General features: G+C 55.4%; 21 protein-coding genes. 8 read left to right on the top strand and 13 right to left on the bottom strand.

The genetic code is table 11. The features are described from left to right. From TH3_RS14965 to TH3_RS15015, 11 genes are all read right to left on the bottom strand, one after another. On the bottom strand, nt 1-1,584 hold the full coding sequence (locus tag TH3_RS14965; protein ID WP_233421784.1) for a type IV secretory system conjugative DNA transfer family protein: 1,584 nt from the start codon (nt 1,582-1,584) through the stop codon (nt 1-3). Nucleotides 1,585-1,865: 281 nt separating this feature from the next. Next, nucleotides 1,866-2,696 carry a DUF4167 domain-containing protein gene (locus tag TH3_RS14970; RefSeq protein WP_040060017.1) on the bottom strand — a complete coding sequence of 277 codons (831 nt, stop codon included), beginning with the start codon at nt 2,694-2,696 and terminating at the stop codon, nt 1,866-1,868. Between the two features lie 290 nt (nt 2,697-2,986). Then, nucleotides 2,987-3,907, bottom strand: a complete 921-nt coding sequence (gene prmC, locus TH3_RS14975) for a peptide chain release factor N(5)-glutamine methyltransferase (RefSeq protein WP_007091115.1) — start codon at nt 3,905-3,907, stop codon at nt 2,987-2,989. A gap of 4 nt (nt 3,908-3,911) precedes the next feature. Continuing rightward, nucleotides 3,912-4,994 (bottom strand): peptide chain release factor 1, encoded by a 1,083-nt coding sequence (gene prfA, locus TH3_RS14980; protein WP_007091116.1) that lies wholly within the window; start codon nt 4,992-4,994, stop codon nt 3,912-3,914. Then, nucleotides 4,991-6,340, bottom strand: a complete 1,350-nt coding sequence (gene hemA, locus TH3_RS14985) for a glutamyl-tRNA reductase (RefSeq protein ID WP_007091117.1) — start codon at nt 6,338-6,340, stop codon at nt 4,991-4,993. The genes prfA and hemA overlap by 4 nt, the downstream gene beginning before the upstream one ends. A 7-nt stretch (nt 6,341-6,347) precedes the next feature. Further along, a complete protein-coding gene (hisS, locus tag TH3_RS14990; RefSeq protein ID WP_007091118.1) occupies nt 6,348-7,589 on the bottom strand; it encodes a histidine--tRNA ligase in 1,242 nt (413 codons plus the stop codon). Between the two features lie 127 nt (nt 7,590-7,716). Continuing rightward, on the bottom strand, nt 7,717-8,841 hold the full coding sequence (ispG, locus tag TH3_RS14995; protein WP_007091119.1) for a flavodoxin-dependent (E)-4-hydroxy-3-methylbut-2-enyl-diphosphate synthase: 1,125 nt from the start codon (nt 8,839-8,841) through the stop codon (nt 7,717-7,719). A 181-nt stretch (nt 8,842-9,022) separates the two neighbouring features. Beyond that, nucleotides 9,023-10,150 carry a helix-turn-helix domain-containing protein gene (locus TH3_RS15000; RefSeq protein ID WP_007091120.1) on the bottom strand — a complete coding sequence of 376 codons (1,128 nt, stop codon included), beginning with the start codon at nt 10,148-10,150 and terminating at the stop codon, nt 9,023-9,025. A 167-nt stretch (nt 10,151-10,317) separates the two neighbouring features. Next, the gene (gene ptsP / locus TH3_RS15005) at nt 10,318-12,600 is read right to left on the bottom strand and encodes a phosphoenolpyruvate--protein phosphotransferase (protein ID WP_007091121.1); all 2,283 of its coding nucleotides are present in this window, start codon (nt 12,598-12,600) and stop codon (nt 10,318-10,320) included. Between the two features lie 5 nt (nt 12,601-12,605). Continuing rightward, on the bottom strand, nt 12,606-13,634 hold the full coding sequence (locus TH3_RS15010; RefSeq protein WP_040061073.1) for an NAD(P)H-dependent flavin oxidoreductase: 1,029 nt from the start codon (nt 13,632-13,634) through the stop codon (nt 12,606-12,608). A gap of 154 nt (nt 13,635-13,788) precedes the next feature. Beyond that, a complete protein-coding gene (locus TH3_RS15015) occupies nt 13,789-15,009 on the bottom strand; it encodes an aspartate kinase (protein ID WP_007091123.1) in 1,221 nt (406 codons plus the stop codon). 430 nt (nt 15,010-15,439) lie between these two features. On the opposite strand from TH3_RS15015, the gene ubiG reads away from it, so the two are divergent. Further along, nucleotides 15,440-16,204: a bifunctional 2-polyprenyl-6-hydroxyphenol methylase/3-demethylubiquinol 3-O-methyltransferase UbiG gene (gene ubiG, locus TH3_RS15020; protein ID WP_007091124.1), complete on the top strand. Its 765-nt coding sequence runs from the start codon at nt 15,440-15,442 to the stop codon at nt 16,202-16,204. A 68-nt stretch (nt 16,205-16,272) separates the two neighbouring features. Here ubiG and TH3_RS15025 read toward each other — a convergent pair whose 3' ends face one another. Then, the gene (locus TH3_RS15025) at nt 16,273-16,707 is read right to left on the bottom strand and encodes a DUF1178 family protein (RefSeq protein ID WP_007091125.1); all 435 of its coding nucleotides are present in this window, start codon (nt 16,705-16,707) and stop codon (nt 16,273-16,275) included. A 121-nt stretch (nt 16,708-16,828) separates the two neighbouring features. Here TH3_RS15025 and TH3_RS15030 point away from each other — a divergent pair, with 121 nt between their 5' ends. From TH3_RS15030 to TH3_RS15055, 6 genes are all read left to right on the top strand, one after another. Then, nucleotides 16,829-17,350, top strand: coding sequence for a class I SAM-dependent methyltransferase (locus TH3_RS15030; RefSeq protein ID WP_040061075.1), 522 nt, complete (start codon nt 16,829-16,831; stop codon nt 17,348-17,350). Nucleotides 17,351-17,483: 133 nt separating this feature from the next. After that, nucleotides 17,484-19,397, top strand: a complete 1,914-nt coding sequence (locus TH3_RS15035; RefSeq protein ID WP_007091127.1) for a PhoX family protein — start codon at nt 17,484-17,486, stop codon at nt 19,395-19,397. A gap of 325 nt (nt 19,398-19,722) precedes the next feature. Then, nucleotides 19,723-21,213, top strand: coding sequence for an alkaline phosphatase (locus TH3_RS15040; protein ID WP_007091128.1), 1,491 nt, complete (start codon nt 19,723-19,725; stop codon nt 21,211-21,213). A gap of 65 nt (nt 21,214-21,278) precedes the next feature. Next, nucleotides 21,279-21,719: a hypothetical protein gene (locus TH3_RS15045; protein ID WP_007091129.1), complete on the top strand. Its 441-nt coding sequence runs from the start codon at nt 21,279-21,281 to the stop codon at nt 21,717-21,719. Then, a complete protein-coding gene (locus TH3_RS15050) occupies nt 21,697-22,434 on the top strand; it encodes an ABC transporter ATP-binding protein (RefSeq protein WP_076519661.1) in 738 nt (245 codons plus the stop codon). Before TH3_RS15045 ends, TH3_RS15050 begins: the two co-directional genes overlap by 23 nt. Next, on the top strand, nt 22,431-23,762 hold the full coding sequence (locus TH3_RS15055; protein WP_007091131.1) for an FtsX-like permease family protein: 1,332 nt from the start codon (nt 22,431-22,433) through the stop codon (nt 23,760-23,762). Before TH3_RS15050 ends, TH3_RS15055 begins: the two co-directional genes overlap by 4 nt. A gap of 51 nt (nt 23,763-23,813) precedes the next feature. Here the strand turns inward: TH3_RS15055 and TH3_RS15060 are convergent, their stop codons facing one another. Then, a complete protein-coding gene (locus TH3_RS15060) occupies nt 23,814-24,353 on the bottom strand; it encodes a YHS domain-containing (seleno)protein (protein WP_233421785.1) in 540 nt (179 codons plus the stop codon). Between the two features lie 206 nt (nt 24,354-24,559). On the opposite strand from TH3_RS15060, the gene TH3_RS15065 reads away from it, so the two are divergent. Beyond that, the gene (locus TH3_RS15065; RefSeq protein ID WP_007091133.1) at nt 24,560-24,943 is read left to right on the top strand and encodes a VOC family protein; all 384 of its coding nucleotides are present in this window, start codon (nt 24,560-24,562) and stop codon (nt 24,941-24,943) included. Nucleotides 24,944-24,950: the final 7 nt, after the last annotated feature.

The following is a 24,950-nucleotide window of genomic DNA, read 5'->3' on the forward strand; positions in this document are numbered from 1 at the left end:
CTAGCTGAATGTCGGGGCATGTACGGCCATGCCCTGAAACATCTCGTCATGGTACCAGTCGATCCGGTACGCCCGGATCGGCGGGGTTCCTTTACGAAACAGGATCTGTTCTTCGACCGGGAAGCGCGCAACTTCGGTTGATCGCAGGATTGGCTGATTGTCCTGGGGTCGCAGATGCACCGGGCGATCACCGCTTACACCACCCCCGGTATCGTCAAATTTCGACATCGCAGTCAGTCCGGCAACCCAATCCAGGTTGAAAGCCCCATCCTGGCTCAGCACCGAAATCGCATCCGCCTTCCCGACAACATTTTCCCAATTCAGGCAAACATCCATCAGGCCGCTAACACCGGAAAAACCGGGCCAGATGATCATGCCATCGCCAAACCCGCCACCCAAAAGACGTTCAAACAACGGCATCCGGCCAACGGCCTCGATACCGTCCAGCAACACCAGAAATTCTGCATCCCCGCTTTTCCAGTCCCGGCGGGCAATCAGCTGCATCATCGCACCAATCATCACCCGGCTGAATGCGGTTTGGGTGGCCGGTGTGTCACCTCCCATTTGACCGACAATGAAAATGGATACCGGTCGCCCCGTCAGATCATCCATACCAAATGTGCTATTGCTGACGACACGTGCAATCGCCGGATTGTCAAAATCGGCCGTTGCCATCCGGCACGCCTCGATAATCGACATCCGCTGATCTTCGGTCATATCAAGGATCGTCAGGGCAATATCAGAAATCCTGCCATCTGCGGATTCAATCCCCATCAGATCCTCAAGTATTTTATAGAAACGGTGCGATGGCATGACCAGGTTGCGGCGAACTTCGGCAAGGCTTCTGCTTTCTTTCAGGCTGGTTTGCATTGTGTAAACAATGAACCCCTGCAAAAGGGTGCGTGCCGCGCGTGTTTCCTGCTCGTCCAGTTCCTGTACAAATGCCGGTGCCAACAATGTATCGGCAATCAAACCGGCATCGGCAATTAATCCTTCGCCCTGCTGGCGTATAAAATCGCATGGATTGAACTGATCGGTTTCTGCGCCGGCCTGACCATGCGGATCAATCACGATGATCCGCTGCCCAAGTTTTTTGCGGCGCTCATGCACCGCACGATAGATGCTGCCATAACGTTCATAAACAAACAGCGCACCAGTATGGAGCAAGGCGTTTGGCTCCGCCGAAGCGCGATAATATTCTTCCGGCTTGCTGGCGAATGTTATCACTCGGCGCAATCCCGATGCCCCGATCAGGCGCTTTTCAGCCCCCCAGCGTCCCAGAACGATTGACGGCTTGGGATCAAGAAGCTTTCGCGCTTCCAGGTCTTCGGCCTTGGCCCATTGGCCCTCGGCTTTCATCTTGGCCGCTACCATTGGTGATACAGATTGTTTTTTCTTCGACGGGGATGATTGCGCACGATTAAGCACGATCACAACCAGCGGCAGGAACATCGGAATGATAAAACAAACCGCCCCTAACAAAGCCAGCTCATAATCACCGTTAAAAACGCCAAGCGCGACAACCATAGCGCCAAGCGCCCACAGCAGTACCATGATGACGCGGAACAAGCCTGCCCCCATCATTCCCCCCCCAAGAATGTTTACCTGTCTTTTAGCGAAGAGACCCCAATGCATTAAAATGCCTTTCGATCCTCCAGCAGGTCATACTTCCATCAAGTGATAGCAGTTAAAATCTGCAGTTGCATCATATTAACTATTTATGGATGCGGGGTTTCACATCAAGAAGTCCAATTGACAGCACCGTAAATAAAGCTGTGGCAACGTGGCACTTCGAGGGCCCGGAAACAACAAACCCCGCGGGATTTCTCCGGCGGGGTCTGTTGTAATCGTGACAAGCCAAATGATCAGGCGGAAACCGGTTCCGCTGATTTGTCTTCGCTTGTACCTTCATCGCCATCTTCGCGACCGGCAGCACGGCTGCGGCCACGACGCGCTGTCGGATGACGGCCACGTGTGCGGCTTGTTCCGGCAGCAGCTTTGCGCGGTTTCTTTTCTTCGCCGTCCGCCGACGTATCGGTATCAGCATCGGCATTATCAGCTGGGCCAATATCCAAAGATGGCTGATCGCTGTCTTCGGATGCGGCTTTTGGCGGGCGACCACGCGGCGCAGCACGGCGTGCACGCGGTGCACGTTTTACCGGTGCAGCATCACCATCGTTGTTGTCCGTGGAAGAAGCAGCAGAAGAAGTTGCAACATCATTGCTATCGGCCGAATTGGTGCCGGTATCATTGGACGTATTATCTGCCGACGCCGCAACATCATCCTGATTGACAGAATTGTCGCTGCTGTCGTCCCCATTCTGGTTCTCGCTGCGCTCGTCACGGTTCGGGCGGTTGTTGCCCCGATCGTTACGGTCATTGCGATCATTTCGCTGCGGACGCGGGCTGTTATTGTCGCCACGCTCTTCACGACGCTGGTTTTCCCAGTCAATCGCGGCTTGCAGAATACGATGATAGTGTTCCGCATGCTGGTAATAGTTTTCAGCAAGGACCGGATCGTCAGTACAATCCTTCGCCAGCGAAACGTATTTTTCGTAAACCTGCTGGGCGTTTCCACGAACGCGCCCGTCCGGACCGTTACTGTCAAAAGTCTGAAATTTCGGATTTACAGGACGTTTATTCGGCTGCTGCCGACCGCGCGGACGCTTATTGTTGTTGTTGTTGTTATTTCTCATATCAACATGTCTTTGGTGTTGAAGGACAAATCCGGATTCATAAAGGAATCCCGGAACCACTCCGTCTGAAAAACATATTTCCCGCTAAACAGCACCGATTGAACGGCACTACGACAAACCTGCCGAAAACCTTAAAGGGAACGGAGATTCATTACTGTTTACAGGGGAACACGGCGCTTTCATAGCGCGTCGGGCACCCGGCCCGTAAAAACAACCTATATGGCTTGACGCCTTATTCCAACTGTTTTTTTCAATGCCCGTATTTTTTTTGCAATGACGTGGCAGATCGGTCAGATCACACAGCGCCCGACAGAACAGCGGGTCTTTTTGGCTGCAACGCAGCGCACGATGCCCCCCAAATCCTCCCGATATTCCACGCCGACAAATCCGGCCTCGACCAAAAGACGGGCAACGTCTTCTTCCTGCCCTTGCCCGATTTCAAAAATCACGAACCCGGCCGGTTTGACGAGTGAAAATGCAACCTGTGACAGAATGCGATACGCGCCAAGCCCGTCACCTTCATCGGTCAGCGCCATACGCGGATCATATTCGCGTACTTCAGGCGATAATATTTCCATATCTGCCCGTGTGATATAGGGCGGGTTGGACACCACCAGATCAAAACCTTCCTGGCGTTCCTCGTCCGTAATCGCACTGTCCCAGTCCGACACACGAAACTCAACCTGATCGCCAAGATCAAGGCGGTCGGCATTTTCGCGTGCGCAGGAAACTGCCCCCGCACTGATATCAACGCCAAGCCCACGGGCATTTTGCAGATCGCCGACGATGGATAACAACAGACATCCCGTGCCGGTTCCGAAATCAATAACCGTCGGCGCGTCGCGGTCTTCAAGCCAGTCCAAAGCCAGTTCGACAAGCGTCTCGCTATCGGGGCGTGGATCAAGGGTTTCGGGGGACAGCTTGAAACTGTGACGCCAGAAATCCCGTTGCCCCAAAATGCGTGATACCGGTTCGCGCTTCAAACGGCGTGCGACCATGTCCCGGAATTTTGCTGCACGGTCATTGGCAACCACATCCTCGGGCCGTGCCGCAATCCGGCTGCCATCGACTTCTGCTGCGTCGGATAAAAGAATACGGGCATCCATTCGGGCATTTTCGATACCAGCATCACGCAATGCGCCAACCGCCTCGGCCATCAGCGCGCCAAGGGTTACCGAGTTGTCGGTCGTGGTGGCATGGTCTGCCGTCATGGGATCAATTCTCGATCTCGGCCAGTTTCTGGGCCTGATCTTCCGCAATCAGGGCATCAATCATTTCATCAACCGACGGTCCGCCCGTAATGAAATCATCCAGTCGATAAAGGGTCAGGTTGATACGATGATCCGATACACGCCCCTGCGGGAAGTTATAGGTGCGGATGCGTTCAGAACGATCCCCGGAACCGACCTGCGATTTGCGGTCGGCTGCGCGCGCGCTGTCCTTGCTTTCACGCTCCTGATCATACAGACGCGAAAGCAGCATCTTCATCGCCTTTTCCTTGTTCTTGTGCTGCGACTTTGCTTCCTGGCTGGCGGCGACCACACCGGTCGGAATATGGGTGATACGCACCGCACTGTCCGTGGTGTTAACGTGCTGGCCACCCGCCCCTTGCGAACGATAGGTATCGATACGCAAATCTTTTGGATCGATATGGATGTCGACCTCCTCGGCTTCGGGCAGAACGGCAACGGTTGCCGCCGAGGTATGAATGCGCCCGCCACCTTCGGTCACGGGCACACGCTGCACCCGATGCACGCCACTTTCAAATTTCAGGCGCGCAAACACGCCCGAACCCGATACGTTGACGATGACTTCCTTGTATCCGCCAAGATCGTTTTCATTGGCGTCCATCTGCTCGAACTTCCAGCCGCGGTTTTCCGCGTAACGCTGATACATGCGATACAGATCGGCGGCAAACAGGGCAGCTTCCTCGCCACCGGTACCGGCGCGAATTTCAAGGATGGCGTTCTTTTCGTCCGCATCATCCTTGGGCAGAAGCATCAGCTTCACGTCATGCTCGGCCTTCGGCAGCGCGTCGAGGATTTCATATTTCTCGGCTTCGGCCATTTCGCGCATATCGCGATCAGAACCCGCATCGTCAAGAATTTCCTGCGCACCTTCCAGATCAACGCGAAGCTTTTTGACCTTTTCGACCGCTTCGACAATCGGGGACAGCTCGGCATATTCGCGCGACAGTTTGGCAAACGAGTCACCATCCACCGCTCCACCTGACAGCAGGGATTTGAGCTCGTCGAACCGGCGTACAACGCCATCAAGTTTACCGGGGTCCAGACTCACTCTTTTTCCTCCTTCGGGGGTTCATCATTCTGTTCGGCTTTGGTGCCATTCGGTTCGGACTGCAACGCGAACAAACGCGTCAAAAGCTTTTGCGCCTTCATCCATTCGACCGTTCCCGCACCATCCGTGGTTGCCGCAAGGTCTTTAAGCGCTTGGGTCGGTGCATGCAACAACCTATTGATCAAAAGCCGGGTTGCCTTTTCAGCATCACCGTGGCTCTCGCGCAGCGCATCATCACGCACCGTTTCGAAATGCGTTCTTAAATCCGCCATCGCCGGGATCGCGGCACGCTCGGCCCGGACACGGACGAAATGTTCAACCTCTTCCTCGATCAGCGCCCAGGCTTCGTCGGCCTTTTCTTCACGCCCGCCACGCCCTTCGGCGGCAATTTTTTCAAGATCATCCAGCCGGTAAAAGAACACTTCGTCGATTTCGTCAACCTGCGGGTCGATATCACCGGGAACGGCGGTATCGATCATCAGAACCGGCCGATATCGTCTGCGTTTGATTGCGGCAAGGGCGCGCGTTTTGTCAATAATATAGCGGCGTGATCCACCCGCGGTCAGAACCATGTCCGCCTCGGCCAACAAGCGATCCAGATCATCAAGTTCCGACCAGTGGCAATCAAGACGGCGCGCCACAAGACGTGCCCGTGCCGCCAGTCTATCGGTCACAAGAACCCGACCCATACCTCGTTCGGCAAGGGATGCGGCAATCAGTTCGCCCATGTCCCCCGCACCCGCCAAAAGCAATGTGCAGTTGGCAATATCACCATGCAGGTCACGCGCAACAGACTGTGCCGCCGCGGCAATCGAAACCGCCCCCTGCCCGATCCCCGTCCGGCTGCGCACCTTTTTGGAAATGGCATAGGCCGTCTGATAAACCAGTTCCAGTTCGCGTCCGACAAGCTGATGCTGCCGTGCGATCCGGTGGGCATCCTTGACCTGTCCGAAGACTTCCGGCTCGCCAATCACCAGACTGTCTAGCGACGCGGCAACCGCAAACACATGGCGCAACGCATCGCGCCCGGAACGGATGTAAAGCTCGCTTGCCAGCTTGTCGCGATCAATATCCGCCCAAAGCGCCAAAAGATCGATCAACCGTTCCCGGCCGCGTTCGGCTTCGGACGCAAGCAAATGGATTTCAGTGCGGTTGCAGGTCGAAACCACGATCGCCTGACCCAAACGGGCCTGCAAAATCGCCGACAGGAACTGCGGCAGGCGGGCTTCGTCGATGAACAGACGGTCACGCGTATCCTCGCTGGAGCGCCGATGATTGGTCCCGATCACCATCAGGCGATCCAGTGGCCAGTCTCCGGCTTCTTCACGCGCGAATGCGTCTGTCACCCTGCACTTACCTTTTGCCGATTACGCCTGCAAGCTGATCAAGTGCGATTTCCTGCTGCTCGCCACTGTCAAGGTCGCGCAACTGTGCAATCCCCTTGGCCAGTTCGTCATCGCCAAGAATAACCGCAAGATGCGCATTGGCCTTGTCCGCACGCTTCATGCGCTTTTTCATGTTACCGGCATAGCCAAGCTCGACCGCGATCCCCGCCTCACGCAAAGTCTGCGCCAGCGTGCGGCATCGTGCCTCGGCAGCATCCCCCATCGGGATCAGCGCAACCGGGCGCGGTGCTGCCGGGGCTTCACCGACCATCAATGCCAGACGTTCAACACCTGCAGCCCAGCCAACGCCAGCCGTCTGCGGGCCACCCATGGTCGAAATCAGGCCATCGTAACGGCCACCTGCCATAACGGTTCCCTGTGCACCAAGGGTGTTGGTCGTGAACTCGAAACAGGTATGACAATAGTAATCCAGACCACGCACCAGACGCGGGTTCAACTCATACCCGATCCCGATATCACCAAGTCCACCAGTCAGCGACTTGAAGAATTCCTGACTGTGTTCATTCAGATATTCGGCAAATAGCGGTGCATTGGCTACCAGTTCCCGGTCGCCTTCATCCTTGGAATCAAGGATACGCAGCGGGTTCTTTTCAAGACGCGCCCGGCTATCTTCCGACAGCCTGTCGAAATGTCCCTTGAAATAATCGACCAGAACATCGCGATACGCAGCCCGGCTTTCGGGATCGCCAAGGGTATTGAGCTCAAGCGTTATGCTTTCCCAAAGACCAAGGCTTTTAAGGATATGCGCGCCGTATGCGATCATTTCGATATCGCCCGCGACCTGCTCGACGCCCAGGAGCTCCGCACCGATCTGATGGAACTGGCGCTGGCGGCCTTTCTGCGGACGTTCATAACGGAACATCGGCCCATAGTAGGAAACCTTGACCGGTGACATCTGCTGCATCCCGTTCGAGATGTAGGCGCGCGCGATGCCGGCCGTCCCTTCGGGGCGTAGCGTGATCTGTTCACCACCGCGATCCTCGAACGTATACATTTCCTTTGTCACGACATCGGACGTATCGCCAAGGGTCCGTGCAAAGACATCGGTAAATTCGAAGATCGGCGTGGTCATGCGATGGTAACCATACAACTCGCCGATGTCGCGCGCGACCTGCGCGATATGATCCTGCAGACGGTTCTGTTCAGGCAGAAGGTCATGCGTGCCACGGACGGGTTGAAGCGATGCCACTTTGGGGTCTCCGATCTAACTTGAATTCCAGATATTTGCGCCAAAATGATCGGCCCAAATTCATGTGAACATGAAAATAGCTTTCCACCCGGACGGCGGAAAGCCAAAATTCGTCAATTCTGCTACGCTATTCTGCCGCGGCCAGCTTTGCCGCTTCTTCGGCTTCGATCTTGGCGGCGCGTTCCTCGACCAGTTCGACGATATGGTCGACCATTTTTTCGGTGCTGATATTGTGATCCGGGCGACCGGAAATATACATCTTGTGGTTTCCACCACCGCCACCGGTAAGCCCGATATCGGTTTCACGCGCCTCGCCCGGGCCATTGACGATACAGCCAATGATCGACAGCGAAATCGGCGTCGAAATGTGCGCCAGCCGTTTTTCAAGCTCCGCCACGGTATCGACAACGTTAAAGCCCTGACGTGCACAGGACGGGCAGGAAATGATCTGCACACCGCGGGTCCGAAGGCCCAGAGATTTCAGAATGTCATAACCAACGTGGATTTCCTCGACCGGGTCTGCCGAAAGCGACACACGCAACGTATCGCCGATACCGGCCCACAGAAGGTTGCCCATGCCAATCGCCGATTTAACAGTACCACCGCGAAGGCCACCAGCCTCGGTAATCCCCAGATGCAAAGGATAATCGCATGCCTCGGCCAAGCCGTAATAGGCGGCAACCGCAAGGAATACATCCGATGCCTTGACCGAAATCTTGAACTCGTAGAAATCCTGATCTTCAAGGATTTTGGCGTGGTTTAACGCACTTTCGACCATCGCCTCCGGGCAGGGCTCGCCATAACGTTCCAGCAATTCCTTTTCAAGCGATCCGGCATTGACCCCGATACGCATCGAACAGCCATGATCCTTTGCTGCCTTCACGACTTCGCGTACACGGTCGGTCGAACCGATATTGCCTGGATTGATCCGCAGGCACGCTGCACCGGCTTCGGCGGCTTCGATGGCACGTTTGTAATGGAAATGGATATCGGCGACGATCGGGACATGCACCTGCTTGATGATGTCCTTAAGCGCCGCGGTCGACTCCCGATCCGGGCAGGAAACACGAACAATATCGGCACCTGCTTCTTCAAGGCGCAGGATCTGATCCACGGTCGCAGCAACATCGGTGGTCAGGGTATTGGTCATCGACTGCACCGAAATCGGCGCGTCTCCACCAACTTCCACATTACCAACGCGGATCTTGCGGCTTTTGCGGCGTTCAATATCTCGATAAGGGCGGACGCTCATTTCCGGTTCCAAGCAAATCTGTGTCTCTAGGCCGACTATATAGCTTATCAAGTGCCAATTAGAAACCGTTGCCTTACGGTTTTTCCGTCAGATTTTGCAAAGCTGTCATAAAAAAAGCGGCCTGATATGGCCGCTTTCTTCAAAATCTTTGGTGCCCTCATGATAACGAGAGGGCCCGGCACTACTGTGCAGGTGCCACACCGGCCCCTTCAAGGGCCTCAACATCAAGAGAGAAGTCCGAAATCACCGCACCATATTCACCGACCGGCAAGGCTTCCTTGCCATCAATGCTGTAGGTAAGTGCCCCGGCATTACCGACTTCAAGCATCAGCCCGTTTTTATTGGGCACGCGATAGGTATCCCCCGCACTCAGCATCCGGGTCAGCAGGATGTTGCCATCACCTTCGCGAATGCGAACCCAACTGGTTTCGACCGCCTCAATGGTAACACGGCTGTCAAGATTGACCGCACCAAACACACGCCCGCCACCAACTTCGTCAACAGCCGGTGCTGCCGGAACAGAAGCCGTTTCCGCCGCTGGTGCAACTGGTGCCGATGACGGCGACTGTGCGGTTGATTGTTCCGGTGCTTGCGCTGTCGGGGCAGGTGCTTCGGCAACTTCGTTCTGTGCCGCAGGTGTTTCTACCGGTACCGTATCAGCCACTTGCGGGGCTTCTGCGGTTTCCTCCACCGGTTCCTGTTCTGTCACGACAGATGCAGGTGCATTTGAATCATCCGCTGGCGCTTCCGCCGTTTCGGCAGGTTGCTCTGCGGATGCGGATGGCTCGACTTCTGCCGCACGGGCATCCGCCGCATTTTCAAGATTGCGTTCCGGAACGGCCTGCTCACCACCCGACGTATAACTTGCAAGACGTTCAGGCAGCGGATCAACGAGATCAGCAATCGTTTTTCCCTGGCTCGACAAGTAATACCAGCCACCATAGGCACCGATACCAAGCAATGCCGCAATCAGAAGAACCGCTCCACCGGGAACGCGGCTTTCCTGAACAGGTTTTGGGAAACTAAGCTCGCTTCGGGCTGCGGGCGCATTGCTTTCCACGCGGAAACGCCGCACGATTTCTGCCCCGTCAAGTCCGAGATGTTCGGCATAGGCTTTAACAAAGCCCAAACCATACGGGCCACCGGGCAACACCGAATAATCGCTGTTCTCGATCGCCTCGATATAAATCTTGCGGATACGCAATAACTGACAAACGTCTTCCACGCTCTGACCAAGGCTGTTCCTGGTATGGCGCAAAAGGCGTCCTACCTCGGTCTGGTCAGCGGAATTACCGGTATCTGCTTCCATCTTAATGTCATTTGACGGCCCATTTCCAGGCAAAGGCCTGAAACGCAAGCGCCCCCCGGATTGCTCGTCCAAATGATCTTCCTTTCGCTTTCCGATCGCCAACTCCGCACCCCCACGTTACGATCTAGCAATAAAAATAGCAGAATCCCCACCAAAAGCGATTGTTTTTAAAGTTTTACACCGTGATCTATTGCGAAAGCCTTAAGACGCGATCGCAATGACTTGGTCGAACTTCCCATCACCGACAGGACATATCCTTCAACGCTTCTCACATTCAGACTCCGGACCATTTCCTTTACAGGACCGATAGAAGCCGGTGCCATGGACAAGCGGCGAATGCCCAATCCGATCAGGGCCATCGCTTCAAGTGGTCGCCCGGCCATCTCGCCGCAGATGGTCAGACGCACATTCCGTTCGTCACACAATGTGACAAGCTGCCGCATAAATGCAAACACACTTGGCGAAAGTGTATCATATCGCCCTTCCAACCGCGGGTTTCCACGATCAGCAGCGAACATGAACTGCAGCAGGTCGTTGGTTCCAACCGACAAAAAGTCGACACGCTCCAGAAGCGCCGGTGCCTGCCATATCAGCGCCGGAACCTCCAGCATCGCGCCAACCTCGACCCGGTTCGGTACATAGCCGCGTTCTGCTTCGCGTTTCAACTGCTGATCCAGAAGCGCCCTTGCCTGGTCGAACTCTGCGACTTCGGCAATCATCGGGAACATGACATACAGGTCCCGCTCATGGGCGGCCCGGATCAACGCGCGCAACTGATGAACAAGCACTGCAGGCCGATCCAGCGTAATGCGGATCGAGCGCCAGCCCATCGCCGGGTTCTCTTCTGTCATATCCTCCCAATAGGGCAACAATTTGTCACCCCCGACATCAAGCGTCCGAAACACGACCGGACGACCTTCCGCCTGTTCAAAGATCCGGGTGTAAAGCCGGGTCTGATCGCCAATATCTGGCATGGCCGATCTGACCATAAATGGAATTTCCGTCCGATAAAGCCCGATCCCGTCCGCGCCGCTTTCAATCACATGGGGTACATCGATCAAAAGCCCCGCATTGACGTTCAGCGAAATATCAATCTCGTCACATGTCCGGGACGGCATATCGCGCATCTGCGCATAAAGCGCCTTGCGCTCGGCCCGCGCACGAAGCGCACCGTCAATAACCGAACGGACATCTTCACTCGGCCGGACGAACAATTGTGCATTGTCGGCATCGACAATCAGCGGATCACCGGTTTCGACCTTGTCGAGAACCCCTTTAACCCCGCCCAGCACCGGAATATCCAGCGCACGCGCAACAATTGCCACATGTGACGTATGCGACCCTTCTTCAAGAGCAAGGCCGCGCAGGCGGGTATGATCATAATCCAGAAGTTCCGCCGGACCGATATTTCTCGCCACCAGAATGATATCGTCGGGCAACTCGCCAAAGGCCGGGGACTGATACTGCCCCGAAAGATGCTGCAGCAGACGGTTCGCCAGATCTTCAAGATCATGCAAACGTTCGCGCAGATACGGATCACTGACCTGGGCCATGCGCGCACGGGTATCATCATGAACCTTCTGAACCGCGGCTTCCGCCGTAAGGCCGGTATGGACCGCCTCGGTAATGCGGTTAAGCCACCCGGTATCCTGCGCAATCATTTTATAGGCTTCAAGGATATCGCCCGGATCATCATCGCCGCCACTGCTATCCATTCCCGCAACAGCTTCAAGCATTTTGTCGAGATGGTCCTGAAGCCCGCGCATGGCGTCGCGAAGCCGGGTCAGTTCCTCGTCCGGATCATCGGATACCATCCGGTCGATGACAATACGCGGCTCATGAAGAACCGCAACGCCCTTGCCAATCCCCGGTGCCAGACGCGCCCCACCAAGCCGCAAGGGCAAAAGCGCAATCCCGTCGGTCGGAATCAGTTCATCGCGGCTGACCAGTTCGCCACCGGCGACCATTTCGGCCAGCACCATGGCAACGTTTTCAAGCGCTTCCTGCTCGTCCTCTGAATAAAGACGTTCGGTCCGGTTCTGCACGGCAAGGACGCCAATGATACGGCCCCCACGCAGGATCGGCACACCGATCATGGAATGATAGATTTCCTCGCCGGTTTCCGGACGGTAAGCAAAGTTCGGATGGCCTTGCGCATCTTTAAGGTTAAGGGGCCGCGCATGGGCCGCCACATAACCGACAATCCCCTCGCCCACCCGAAGGCGGGTCATATGAACTGCCGCCGGTGCCAGACCGCAGGTCGCGAAAAGTTCCAGCACCTCGCCCGCGCGCATCACATAGACCGAACATACCTCCGCCACCATATCGGCGGCGATGATGGTCACGATCTGCCCAAGGCGCTCTTCTGCCGTCCCCGGACCAGCCATGACGTCGCGAACGCGCTTTAACAGGCGTCGCGGACCAGTGACTGCGGCGGACGGCATGCTCATCGGGTTTAACTGTCTCTTCTAACGAGGGACTGAACGGCCTGTTCGACCAGTTCTTCCAGAATTTCGGATACCGGTTGTTCTTTCTTTACCATACCAACCGACTGCCCTGCCATAACCGATCCGCCATCGACATCACCATCGATAACAGCCCGGCGAAGCGCACCGGCCCAGAAATGTTCGATCTCAAGCTGGGCTTCACCCTGATCAACCTCACCGGCGCGGAATTTGGCAATTACCTTGCGCTGGGTTTCAAGGAATTCATCGGTTCCCTTATTGGCAAGGGCGCGTACCGGAATAACCGGGAAACGTTCATCAAGCTGAACCGTGGTGACCGCATCGCGTGCGCTGGCACGAATGAAGGCCTTTTTGAAATCGGGATGCGCAATACATTCGGTTGCGCATACCAGTCGCGTACCGATCTGAACACCGGCCGCCCCCTGTTCAAGCAATCCGGTAATGGCTTCGCCGCGCGCGATACCACCGGCACAGAATACCGGAACATCGCGCATTTCCGGCAGGATTTCCTGCGCCAGAACCGTCAGGGAAACCGGGCCGATATGACCACCAGCTTCGCTGCCTTCGATCACCAGCGCATCCGCACCCGAGCGCACCAGTTTTTTGGCCAAAACCAGTGCCGGTGCAAAACAGATGACCTTGGCAAATTCCTTGGCTTTCTTGATCGCTGCCGATGACGGCAGACCACCGGCCAGAACGACATGACCGACTTCATGCTCACGGCAAACCTCGATCAGGTCATCAAGCATCGGGTGCATGGTAATCAGATTGACGCCAAACGGCTTTTTGGTCAGGGCCTTGGTCCCGGCGATTTCTGCCGACAGCAATTCCGGGGTCATCGACCCGCACGCAATCACACCAAAGCCACCGCCATTTGAAACCGCCGCCACAAGGTGACGTTCGGAAACCCAGGACATTGCACCCGCCATGATGGCGTAATCCGTTCCCAGAAATTCCTTGCCCGCCGCCCACAATTTTTCAAGGCGGGCGCGTGCGACATCGAATTTCGGATCTCTCATATCATTCTGTACCCCAAAGCAGAAATGCAGGAAACCAAGGGTTCCCTGCCATTTCATCATAAAGGCCGAAACCGATAGTTCCAGCTAGTATGTAATAATTGACGCAATTTAACAGTGACTTAATCACAGGCCATGCAAGTCACATTATATTAAATTACTCGGCATCAAGGCCATAAGCGGTATGAAGCGCGCGAACTGCCAGTTCGGTATATTCTTCGGCAATCAGAACGCTTACCTTGATTTCCGAGGTCGAAATGACCTGGATATTGATGCCTTTTTCCGCAAGCGTTTCGAACATCTTGCGCGCAACGCCAACGTGCGAACGCATGCCCACACCAATGATCGACACCTTGGTCACATCTGATGTGCTCAGCAATTCCTTATAGCCGATCTTGGCCGAATTGCCCTCAATCACCGACAGCGCACGTTTAAATTCGCCGCGCGGCACGGTAAAGGTCATGTCGGTGCTTTTACCGTCTTCTGAAACGTTCTGCACGATCATGTCGACATTGATATTGGCCTCGGCCAGCGGGCCGAAGATAGAAGCAGCGATTCCCGGTTTGTCGGCGACTTTCACCAAGGTGATCTTGGCTTCGTCACGGCTATAGGCAATCCCGCTGACGACTTCCTGTTCCACGATTTCGTCCTCGTCTACAACAAGTGTTCCTTCCGCATCACTAAAGGAGGAGCGGACCTGTACCCGGACGCGATGGTTCATGGCCATCTCGACAGAACGGGTCTGAAGGACCTTCGCACCAAGCGATGCCAGTTCCAGCATTTCTTCGTAGGTAATCTTTTCGATCTTGCGCGCCTTGGGCACGATGCGCGGATCGGTCGTGTAAACCCCGTCAACATCGGTATAGATATCGCAACGATCAGCCTTCAGAGCCGCGGCAAGCGCCACCGCAGAAGTATCCGAACCGCCACGGCCCAGCGTGGTAATGCGGTTGTCAGGTGCGATCCCCTGGAAACCGGCAACACAGACAACCTCGCCGCTATTCATGCGCTTGTCGAGTTCGGTTGTATCGATTTCCTTGATACGTGCCTTGGCATGCGCGCCATCGGTCTTTATCGGAATCTGCCAGCCAAGCCATGAACGTGCTGGTACGTCAATGCTTTGCAGCGCCATGGCGATCAGGCCAACTGTCACCTGCTCGCCCGATGATACGATCACGTCATATTCACGCGCGTCATACATCGGTGAAATTTCATCAGCCCAGCCAACCAGTTCGTTGGTCTTGCCCGACATTGCCGAAACAACAACCGCTACCTGGTTCCCGGCATCGACCTCGGATTTGACCCGACGGGCGACGTTCTTGATCTTTTCGACATCGGCGACCGATGTGCCGCCGAATTTCATGACAATACGGGCCATGAAGTATCCCCGCTAAGCTTGCCATCCATCGGTGCTCCGAAGAAGACGGCATGTGATCCGGCCCTCGATCGATTGGCGCAGGCCATCAATGCGGCGCGCCGCCTGATCCGGGCGGCGTTATCAATACTGCCATACTCTTTTGGAAACAAGCATCAACGCAGGGGAAAATTGCATCGATTCATTTTTTATTCGGGTTTGATGCGCCAGATGCCTCCCCAAGGGCGCAAACTGCGAAATATCCTGCGAATTCTTACCTGAAAACCCTGACAACACATGCGATTGGCGCAAGGCACGTTTCGATTTCCCTCATGCTGGCAAAGCCCTCATTCGCCCGGCGTCAGGACCTTGATGCCCGGCAAACTATTGCCTTGCCGGGCGCGCCCGCGTAAACAGGGCAAAGAAAATCAACGTCACGCCATCGGAGCCGTCCATGTCGCACGCATCCGCCAATAACAGCCGCACCGCCAATGCCGAGGAAATCGCACGCTTTTCCGCAATGGCCGAAAAATGGTGGGACCCGAACGGCGCGATGAAGCCCCTGCACAAGTTCAATCCGATCCGCTTGCAGCTTCTGCGCGACAATATCGCTGCCCATCTCGGACGCGATGCCAACCAGCTTGACGTCCTGAAAGATGTCGAAATCATCGATATCGGTTGCGGTGCCGGTCTTCTGTCCGAACCGCTGGCACGCATGGGCGCAAAAATGACGTCAATCGACGCAGCCGAAAACAATATCGAAGTCGCAAAAGTCCACGCTGTGCAATCGGGCCTTGCCATTGATTATCGCAATTGCACCCCGGAAATGCTGGTCGACGAGGGCAAGCAGTTCGATATCGTTCTGAATATGGAAGTCATCGAACATGTCGATGACCCGCAATTCTTCATGCAGGCCTGTGCGGCGTTACTCAAACCCGGCGGGTTGATGTTTGTTGCCACCCTGAACCGGACGATCAAATCGCTGGCACTGGCAAAATTCGGCGCTGAATACATCCTGCGCTGGTTGCCTGCTGGCACCCATGACTGGCGCAAATTCGTCAAACCATCAGAAATGTCGGGCTTGCTGCGAGGTGCCGGTCTTGATCTCGTGGATATCACCGGTGTGACCTACAACCCGATCACGGATAAATGGTCGATTGCCCCTCGCGATCTTGACATCAATTATATGGTGATCGCGCAAAAACCCGCCAAAGCCTGATCCTATAGCTGACAACGTATTTTAGGACGGCACATCAGGCATGAAGGGAGCAAAGCGGGATCGAGCCCCTAATTCTTCTTGCTCTCATCAAGCCATGGCAACGCCTGAACATCAATGCCTTCATCGATCAGTTCGGCGGTTTCTTTAAGTGATGCCTCGCCATAAATGCCGCGCTTTTCGGTTTCGCCGTAATGGATTTTGCGGGCTTCCTCGGCAAATTTGTTACCGACATGCTCGCAATTCTGTTCGACCTGCTTGCGGATTTCGGCGATTGCCGCACGGGTTGCCTCGGCAAAGGCGACCTGGCGGGTCTTTTCGGCGGCTTCCTCTTTTTGGCGCGACGTCCGAAGACGCGGTGCCATCAACGCCTTTCCGACATTGGCCGTTCCACAAAACGGGCATGACAATTCACCGCTGGCAGCCTGGGTGTCATAAGTGGCACCGTCTTTGAACCAGCCTTCAAATTCGTGATCATGTTCGCATTTAAGCTGAAAGAGGATCATGGTGTTGTTTTGTTCAAGCAAACCGTAACAATTGCAAGGTGTTTTGATATCAATGATATAGCGACACCCTGCCCGAAACGCCAGTTTCAGGCGGCTCCTTCAATAACCAAGATTTATGAAAATGTCATCATTAATGCCATCGGACTGGGTTACCCGTCATTCCCCACCCTGCCCCGCGACCGGTGGAACGGCCCTTGATCTTGCCTGTGGCAAGGGTCGTCACAGTTTCTGGCTGGCGGATCAGGGATGGCAGGTCACAGCCCTTGATCGCGATCTGTCGGATACGGGAACCGGTGAAAACACAGGAATTGAGTGGATCGAAGCAAATCTTGAATCTGGTCCCTGGCCGCTTGGGGACCGGCAGTTTGATCTGGTGGTGGTCGTCAATTACCTGCACCGACCGCTATTTGAAAATCTTCGCGATGCGATCAAATCCGGTGGCACTTTGCTTTATGAAACCTTCATGATCGGTAACGAAGCATTCGGCCGCCCGCGATCACCAGAATTCCTTCTGCACCCTGGCGAACTGCAAAACGCCTTTTCCGGCTGGAAAATCAACGCATTCGAGCAGGGCCCTCAATACAAACCAGCCACAGCCGTTCCCTTCGCTGTGAAACAATTCCTGTCGGCCTGCAAACCATAGGCAAAGCAGACCGCAACAATTCCGTAACACACTGGAATAAAAATAAAAATAAACACAAGTGTCATAATTAAAACAGCTGGTTTCTGGCATCTTCCTCGGCGCTAGTTTTAGCATTTGGCAGAGAGAGAAAACCATGACAGAACACTTTGAAATCGTCGAGGATCGCGATGACATTCCGTCGAACCCGACAAACAATCCGCGTGTAGCCGACCTGATCAATGCCCGCCTTTCCCGCCGTGGCTTTTTCAAGGGGCTGATGGCAACCTCGGCCGTCGCTGGCGCCGGTATCGCGACCTCCGGCATGGCCCGTGCGCAGGACGCATCGACCCTGACCTTCAAATCGATCCCGCAGAAAATCACCGAAACTCATGCGGTAGCTGACGGTTACGATGCCGACGTCCTGATTCGCTGGGGCGACAAGGTTGCTGCCGATGCACCGGCCTTCGTTCCGGGTGCTGTTGACGCAACCGCCCAGAATAAACAGTTCGGCTATAACTGTGACTATGTTGGCTATATGCCGCTGCCGGTCGGCTCGGACAATTCCGAACACGGCCTTCTGTGCGTCAGCCATGAATACACCAATGCGGAAATGATGTGGCCGGGACTCAAGGATGCCATGGGCGCATCACAAGAACAGGCCCTTCACGAAATTGCCGCCCACGGCCATTCCATCGTCGAAATCAAAAAGACCAATGGCAAATGGCAGGTCATCGACGGGTCAAATTATGCACGCCGCATTTCGGCCCTTGATACCGAAATGGCCATCTCCGGCCCGGCCGCCGGCCATGACCGCCTGAAAACCAGTTCTGACCCGACCGGCACGCGCGTCATCGGCACGCTGAACAACTGTGCAGGCGGCAAAACCCCGTGGGGCACCATCCTGATCGCCGAAGAAAACTTCAACGGCTATTTCGGGGGCGACATCGCCAAAACCAGCGAAGAACGCAACTACAAGCGCCTCGGCATCGAGCCGGACAGCTGGTATTCATGGGTCAAATATTTCGACCGTTTCAATGTCGAAAAAGAACCGAACGAACCGAACAAGTTCGGCTGGATGGTCGAAATCGATCCCTACGATCCGACATCAATGCCCAAAAAACGCACCGCCCTTGGCCGCTTCAAACACGAAGGCGCAACTGTTATCGTCAACAAGGATAACTCGGTTGTTGCCTATTCCGGCGACGATCAGCGTTTCGACTATCTCTATAAATTTGTTGCGGCGAACAAATACAATCCAAATGATCGCGCCGCAAACATGGACCTGCTTGACGAAGGCACGCTGTATGTTGCCCGGTTCAACGATGACGGTACCCTCGACTGGATGCCGATTATCTTTGGCGAAGGCCCGCTGACCGCCGAAAACGATTTCAACAGCCAGGCCGATGTCCTGATCGAAACCCGCCGTGCGGCTGACCTTCTGGGTGCTACCCAGATGGACCGCCCCGAAGATGTCGAACCGAACCCGGTCAACGGCAAAGTCTACGTTATGCTGACCAATAACAGCAAACGCAAGGAACCCAATGCCGCCAACCCGCGTGCAGCCAACCCGCATGGTCATGTTCTTGAACTGACTCCTCCGGGGGGTATGGGCAAGGATGCGGATCACACCGCAAATCGCTTCACTTGGGACATCATGATTGCTGCGGGCAATCCTGCCAATCCGGATGACAAAGCGGTTTACCACCCTGCTGCCGAAGCCTGGGTATCATGCCCTGACAATATGGCAATCGACCATCGTGGTCGTTTGTGGATTTCGTCTGACGGAGCACAGGGTTCCGACATTCCTGATGGCATGTGGGCAACCGATGTTGATGGGCCGGGTCGTGCATTGACCAAATTCTTCTTTGCCTGCCCGGTTGGCGCTGAAATGTGCGGCCCGGAATTCACCCCGGACGGAACGACCCTGTTTGTCGCGGTTCAGCACCCAGCAGATGGTTCGACATATGACGCACCCAGCACCCGCTGGCCGGACTTCAAGGACGGCGTTCCGGCGCGTCCGTCGGTGGTTGCGATCACCAAGCAGGGCGGCGGCGAAATCGCAAGCTAAGGCCACGAAACACACCTGATGGATCACACGCTGGTCCTGAAGAAAATGGCGGCGGGCAAGGATGTATTTCCGGTCCGCCGTCCTTGTTTTACCTGCTATGTCGGTTCATTCGCACATCGGAATATTGGTCAAATTGTTCAAGGCTTTAGTTTGGAATAAATCCAATTCATGAAGCTTCGAGCCCCAAAATACATTCACCCGAACATTGTAACCTATCAATCACATTAGCTTCACCAAACCGCCCCTTATCGATCTTAAAATGAGAACCATTCGCTGCATGGCAGAGTGCAGCCGAATATTCCGTTCGATAAGGGAGAACATCGAAATGAAACGCCTTCTTGTCGCTTCCGCACTGGCTGGTGCCATGTGTGCGAACGTTGCTGTTGCCGCTGACATGCTGCCGCAGGCCAATGATCCGTATTTCGTCGCCGCCCAGCAGACCCTGCAGCAGAAACTGCAACAGCAGGCCAACACCAACCGCGCCAAGAACATCATCCTGTTCGTTGGCGACGGCATGAGCATCCCGACCGTTACCGCAGCCCGCATCTATGAAGGCCAGAAGCGCGGTGTGGACGGCGAAAGCAACAGCCTCGCCTTCGGCCAGTTCCCGAACGTTGCCCTTGCCAAAACCTATACCCACGACGGGCAGATCGCAGACTCGGCTCCGACCGCATCGGCGATGATGGCTGGCGTCAAAATGAATAACGGCACCATCGGCGTCAGCTCGGACGTTGTCCGTGGCGATTGCAAGGCACAGCTTGCCCATCCGGTCAAAAGCCTTGCGGCCCAGGCCGAAGAACAGGGCATGTCGACCGGCGTGATTTCCACCGCTCGTCTGACCCATGCGACCCCGGCAGCAACCTATGTTCACACCTCCGATCGTAACTGGGAAAGCGACAGCGACCTCTCTGATGCTGCCAAAGCGGATGGCTGCAAAGACATCGCAGCCCAGTTGATTGAATGGTCGGCGGGCGACGGGCTGGAAGTTGCCTTTGGTGGCGGTCGCCGCATGTTCATGGACAAAACCATGGAAGACCCGGAAGACAAGGGCAAGATGGGCCAGCGTTCCGACGGTCGCGATCTGACCAAGGAATGGGTTGATGCCAAGGGTAAAGGCGCGTCCTACATCTGGAACAAAGAACAGTTTGATGCGATCGACGTTGCATCGGCAAAGCATGTTCTGGGTCTGTTTGACCGCTCGCACATGGAATATGAAGCCGACCGCGCCAAAGATGCGGCTGGCGAACCGAGCCTGGCCGAAATGACCGGCAAGGCAATTGATATTCTGTCGAAAAATGACAAGGGTTACTTCCTGATGGTTGAAGCTGGTCGTATCGACCATGCCCATCACGAAGGCAATGCGGCACGCGCACTCGAAGACACCGTCGCACTGAACGACGCGGTCAAGGAAGCCATGGGCAAGGTCAATCTTGACGATACCCTGATCATCGTCACGGCCGATCACTCGCACACCATGACCATTTCCGGCTATTCCAGCCGCGGCAATCCGATCCTTGGCGTTTCCGAGGAAAAGGGCGACGACGGCAAACCTTACACTACCCTTGGCTACATGAACGGCCCGGGTGCGCTTAAGGACGAAGTCCGTGCCGACCTGACCAATGTCGACACCACCGACATTGACTTCCTTCAGCAGGCACTGGTCCCGATGAGCAGCGAAACCCATGCTGGCGATGATGTTGCCATCTTTGCCAACGGCCCGTGGTCGCACCTGTTCAGCGGTGTCGTTGAACAGAACTTCATCTATCACGTCATGTCCTATGCCTCGAAAATCGAAGACCGCATGGCTTCGAAATAAGGCTTGCGTCTGATACCGCCGACCGCAGCAAACTGCGGTCGGCATTTTCTTTGATGGAGATTTCCATGATCGTCGGACGCCGCACATTCATTGCAGGTGCAGCCGCCACCGCCGGGATGCTGATCGCCCCGCCGGCCTTTGCACGCGACCGGATCAAAATTCCCGATATTTACGAAACCCAGAACGAATTTTCCGTTCAGGCCAAGACATTCGCCAAAGATAAAAGTCGCATCGAAATTACCGGCTTCATGGCTCCGCCACTTAAGGCGGAGGCATCCTTTTTCGTACTGACCCGTCGCCCGATGTCAGTTTGCCCGTTCTGCGAAACATCCGCCGACTGGCCGGTCGATATTGTCTTTGTCAGAACCCGCGAAAGGGTCGACGCCGTCGCCTTTAACCGCATGATCGTCACGAGCGGCATTCTCGAGCTCGGCGAAGCCAAAGATGAGGAAACCGGATTTGTCAGCCTTGTCCGACTTGTCGATGCAGAGTTCGAAGTCCTCTAAGCCCGGCGCAGATCAAAGCGCGTCGGACCTGTTGCGGATTTCGGATCTTCAACTGCGCTATCATCGCAATACGGCCCCGGTCATCAGCCTGCCATCCCTTGCCATCCATCAGGGCGAGGTCGTTGGCATTTCCGGCCCGTCGGGGTCGGGGAAGTCCAGCCTGCTTTATCTGATCAGCGGCCTTTTGCGTCCGACAGGCGGCAATATCATCTGGAACGGAACCGATATCACCAGCCTGTCCGAAGGCGCATCTGATCGCTGGCGCCGCCAATCGATCAGTTTTGTCTTTCAGGATTTCCATCTGATTGATGAAGTCAGCCCGCTTGAAAATGTTCTGATCCCGGCAAGCTTTGCCGGATGGCGCATTTCACCAGAAACCCGTAAACGCGCCTATGATCTTCTTGATCAGGTCGGCGTCCCGATGGCGCGCAAAAGCACATCGGACCTATCGCGCGGCGAACAGCAACGCGTGGCGATTGCACGTGCCCTTCTGTTCGATCCGCCGATCATCCTTGCTGATGAACCAACCGCAAGCTTGGATGACACAGCAAGCCAGATCGCGACTGACATTCTGTTTTCACTTGCCGGATCAAACCGCACCCTGATCACCGTCAGCCACGACCGCGACGTGATTGATCGCTGCGCGCGCATCCTGAAATTCGACAAGGGCCATCTTGTGGATGATGCGACCACCAACCGGGCGGAGGGCACATGAACCCGTTTCCCATCGTCATTGCAAGCCTGCGCCGCCACTGGATCATGAATATTCTGTTCGTGCTGCTGATCGCGGTTGCGGTTGCCATTGGTGTCGGCATTACCGCACAGGAACGTGCACTGCGCCAAGGCAGCGCCAAGGCCGCCGACAAATTCGACATCCTTATCGCCGCCCCCGGCAGCCAGACCGAAATCGTCATGAACACGATTTTCCTGCGCCATAGCGCGATCAATCTACTCGATGGTCAACACTGGGCCAGCCTGATGACCGACCCGCGGGTTGAAATCGCCGCCCCGCTTGCCTTTGGCGATAGCTGGCAGGATTACAGCATTGTCGGATCGACGCCGCAATTCGTAGCCTATCTGTCGGATGGACTGGCAAACGGCCATATATTTGAAAACATCGAACAGGCCGTTATCGGTGCTGCCGTCCCGCTTGAAATAGGCGATGAATTCGAGCCCAGCCACGGTCATGGTGCCGAAGCCGAGCTTGAACATCATCACGGCGTTCATCTACAAGTCGTCGGCAAGATGAAGCCCACCGGAACCCCGTGGGATAGTGCGATCATCGTTGCCGTCGAGCAGGTCTGGGATATCCATGCCCTGCCAACCGGCCATGATGAAGACGAAGATCACGACCATAACGGTGCCGCAGAAGAACATCATGACGAACATGAAGATCATGATCATGACGAAGCAGCGGAACATCACGACGAGGATCACGAGCACGAGCACGAGCACGAACATCAGGTGATGGACCATATCGGCCCGCCCTTTGATGCCGATGCCCTGCCCGGTGTTCCGGCACTGGTTGTCCGCCCCAAAAGCGTCGCAGCCGCCTATACGCTGCGTGCCGATTACCGGACAGACCACAGCACCGCCTTCTTCCCGGCCGAGGTTCTGGTGGAAATGTATCGCCTGCTGGGCAATGCCGGTTCGGTGATGCGTGCCATGGCACTGGGATCACAGGGACTGGTCGTTGCCGCCATTCTGGCCGCGATCCTGGCATTGATGCAGCTTTATCGCAAACAATTCGCTGTCCTGCGCGCTCTTGGCGCACCGCGAAGCTATGTGTTTGGCGCGATCTGGTCCTATGTCTCGATCCTTGTCGTGATCGGTGCCATTGCCGGTCTTGGACTTGGCTGGTTTGTTGCCCAATCGGTTTCTACCGTCTTTACGGCCGAAACCGGTATGGCGTTACAGGCAACAATTTCAGGCTCAGAACTATCGCTTGCCGGTGGCTTTGTCCTGATTGGCCTGATCCTGGCCACGGTTCCGGCCTTCCTGCTTTATCGGCGGCCAGTCGTCGAGGCCTTGCGCAACTCATAAAAACGCCCCCAGCAGACCAATCTGCCGGGGGCATTTCATCCTGAGGTCACCTTACTTCACCGGGGCTGTCCCGTCATAGGTGCCGTCATTATCGCGGATCGCCTTCCAGCTTTTATCCGACGCATCCTTGGCTTCAAGCGACGTCCAATTACCTTCGGACTTGTTGATATTCCCACTGATATCGCTGGACCAGAAACCAACCACCGTCGGCGTGATGTTCAGATAAAGCGCCCCATCGACAATCCGCCAAAGGTTCGGATTTGCCGGAACCTTGCCCCCCTGTGCAATGCCATAGGCACAATGCCCGTCATATTTCGGCGCATATTTTGCAGGATTGGCAACAAACATGTCGCGATGCTCCTCGGATGCAAACGCCCATGTCGCACCGTTGTAATTGGCGGTAATATCGGCACGACCCGGCACCGCAAGTGGCTGTGCCCCGCCCGGCTCCGCCTGTTTCAGATCGAAATAGGCCACCGGATCATACCCGCTGATCGCAAATCCGGTTTCATCAACATATTGCTCCCCGGCAAAAGCCGCCCCTGACGCCGCTACCATCACGCACGAGGCCAGTAAAATACGCTTAAGCATGACCATAAAACTCCGTTTGCTGTCTTGATGATCACAGACTGCAAAAAGCGCCCCCAAAGGTAAAATGACGTTGCGACACTGTTTCGTGAAGCCGCGTGACCAATGGCGTCCAAAATCGAGCTGATCACGAATTTTCCTATTGACCTCAACTTAAGTTAAGGAATTACACAGAAAACAGTTGAGAGAAAAACATAAAGGAGATCACCATGAGTGATGCATTTTTGGAACATGTGAATTTCACCGTCGCTGATCCAGCCAAAACGGCTGCACAATTATGCGACTGGTTTGGCTGGCATGTGCGCTGGAACGGTCCGGCAAAGGATAACGGCATCAGCTATCATGTCGGCAGTGATACAAGCTATGTCGCCGTCTATTCCGGCGGAACACCGGTAAGTTCGGACGAAAATTCCTATCGCACGCTGGGTGGGATGAACCATGTCGCCATTGTGGTTGACGACCTTGATGCCACCGAAAAGAAAATCCTCGCCAGCGGCCTTAAAACCCACAATCACGCAGATTACGAGCCCGGCCGCCGGTTCTATTTCCACGATGAAAACGGCATCGAGTTCGAGGTAGTCAGCTATAGCTGACCATCTG

Origin of the sequence: Thalassospira xiamenensis M-5 = DSM 17429 (assembly GCF_000300235.2) — a bacterium.
Taxonomy (GTDB): Bacteria; Pseudomonadota; Alphaproteobacteria; order Rhodospirillales; family Thalassospiraceae; genus Thalassospira; species Thalassospira xiamenensis.

Excerpts from the sequence above, each read along its gene's own strand:
- TH3_RS15060 (WP_233421785.1), bottom strand. The coding sequence starts at position 24,353 with ATGCTTAAGCGTATTTTACTGGCCTCGTGCGTGATGGTAGCGGCGTCA.
- TH3_RS15040 (WP_007091128.1), top strand. The coding sequence starts at position 19,723 with ATGAAACGCCTTCTTGTCGCTTCCGCACTGGCTGGTGCCATGTGTGCG.
- TH3_RS15050 (WP_076519661.1), top strand. The coding sequence starts at position 21,697 with ATGCAGAGTTCGAAGTCCTCTAAGCCCGGCGCAGATCAAAGCGCGTCG.
- TH3_RS15010 (WP_040061073.1), bottom strand. The coding sequence starts at position 13,634 with ATGAGAGATCCGAAATTCGATGTCGCACGCGCCCGCCTTGAAAAATTG.
- TH3_RS14970 (WP_040060017.1), bottom strand. The coding sequence starts at position 2,696 with ATGAGAAATAACAACAACAACAACAATAAGCGTCCGCGCGGTCGGCAG.
- ubiG (WP_007091124.1), top strand. The coding sequence starts at position 15,440 with ATGTCGCACGCATCCGCCAATAACAGCCGCACCGCCAATGCCGAGGAA.
- TH3_RS15015 (WP_007091123.1), bottom strand. The coding sequence starts at position 15,009 with ATGGCCCGTATTGTCATGAAATTCGGCGGCACATCGGTCGCCGATGTC.
- TH3_RS15030 (WP_040061075.1), top strand. The coding sequence starts at position 16,829 with ATGTCATCATTAATGCCATCGGACTGGGTTACCCGTCATTCCCCACCC.
- TH3_RS15000 (WP_007091120.1), bottom strand. The coding sequence starts at position 10,150 with ATGGAAGCAGATACCGGTAATTCCGCTGACCAGACCGAGGTAGGACGC.
- TH3_RS14965 (WP_233421784.1), bottom strand. The coding sequence starts at position 1,584 with ATGATGGGGGCAGGCTTGTTCCGCGTCATCATGGTACTGCTGTGGGCG.
- TH3_RS15045 (WP_007091129.1), top strand. The coding sequence starts at position 21,279 with ATGATCGTCGGACGCCGCACATTCATTGCAGGTGCAGCCGCCACCGCC.
- prmC (WP_007091115.1), bottom strand. The coding sequence starts at position 3,907 with ATGACGGCAGACCATGCCACCACGACCGACAACTCGGTAACCCTTGGC.
- TH3_RS15065 (WP_007091133.1), top strand. The coding sequence starts at position 24,560 with ATGAGTGATGCATTTTTGGAACATGTGAATTTCACCGTCGCTGATCCA.
- TH3_RS15025 (WP_007091125.1), bottom strand. The coding sequence starts at position 16,707 with ATGATCCTCTTTCAGCTTAAATGCGAACATGATCACGAATTTGAAGGC.
- TH3_RS15055 (WP_007091131.1), top strand. The coding sequence starts at position 22,431 with ATGAACCCGTTTCCCATCGTCATTGCAAGCCTGCGCCGCCACTGGATC.
- ispG (WP_007091119.1), bottom strand. The coding sequence starts at position 8,841 with ATGAGCGTCCGCCCTTATCGAGATATTGAACGCCGCAAAAGCCGCAAG.
- TH3_RS15035 (WP_007091127.1), top strand. The coding sequence starts at position 17,484 with ATGACAGAACACTTTGAAATCGTCGAGGATCGCGATGACATTCCGTCG.
- ptsP (WP_007091121.1), bottom strand. The coding sequence starts at position 12,600 with ATGAGCATGCCGTCCGCCGCAGTCACTGGTCCGCGACGCCTGTTAAAG.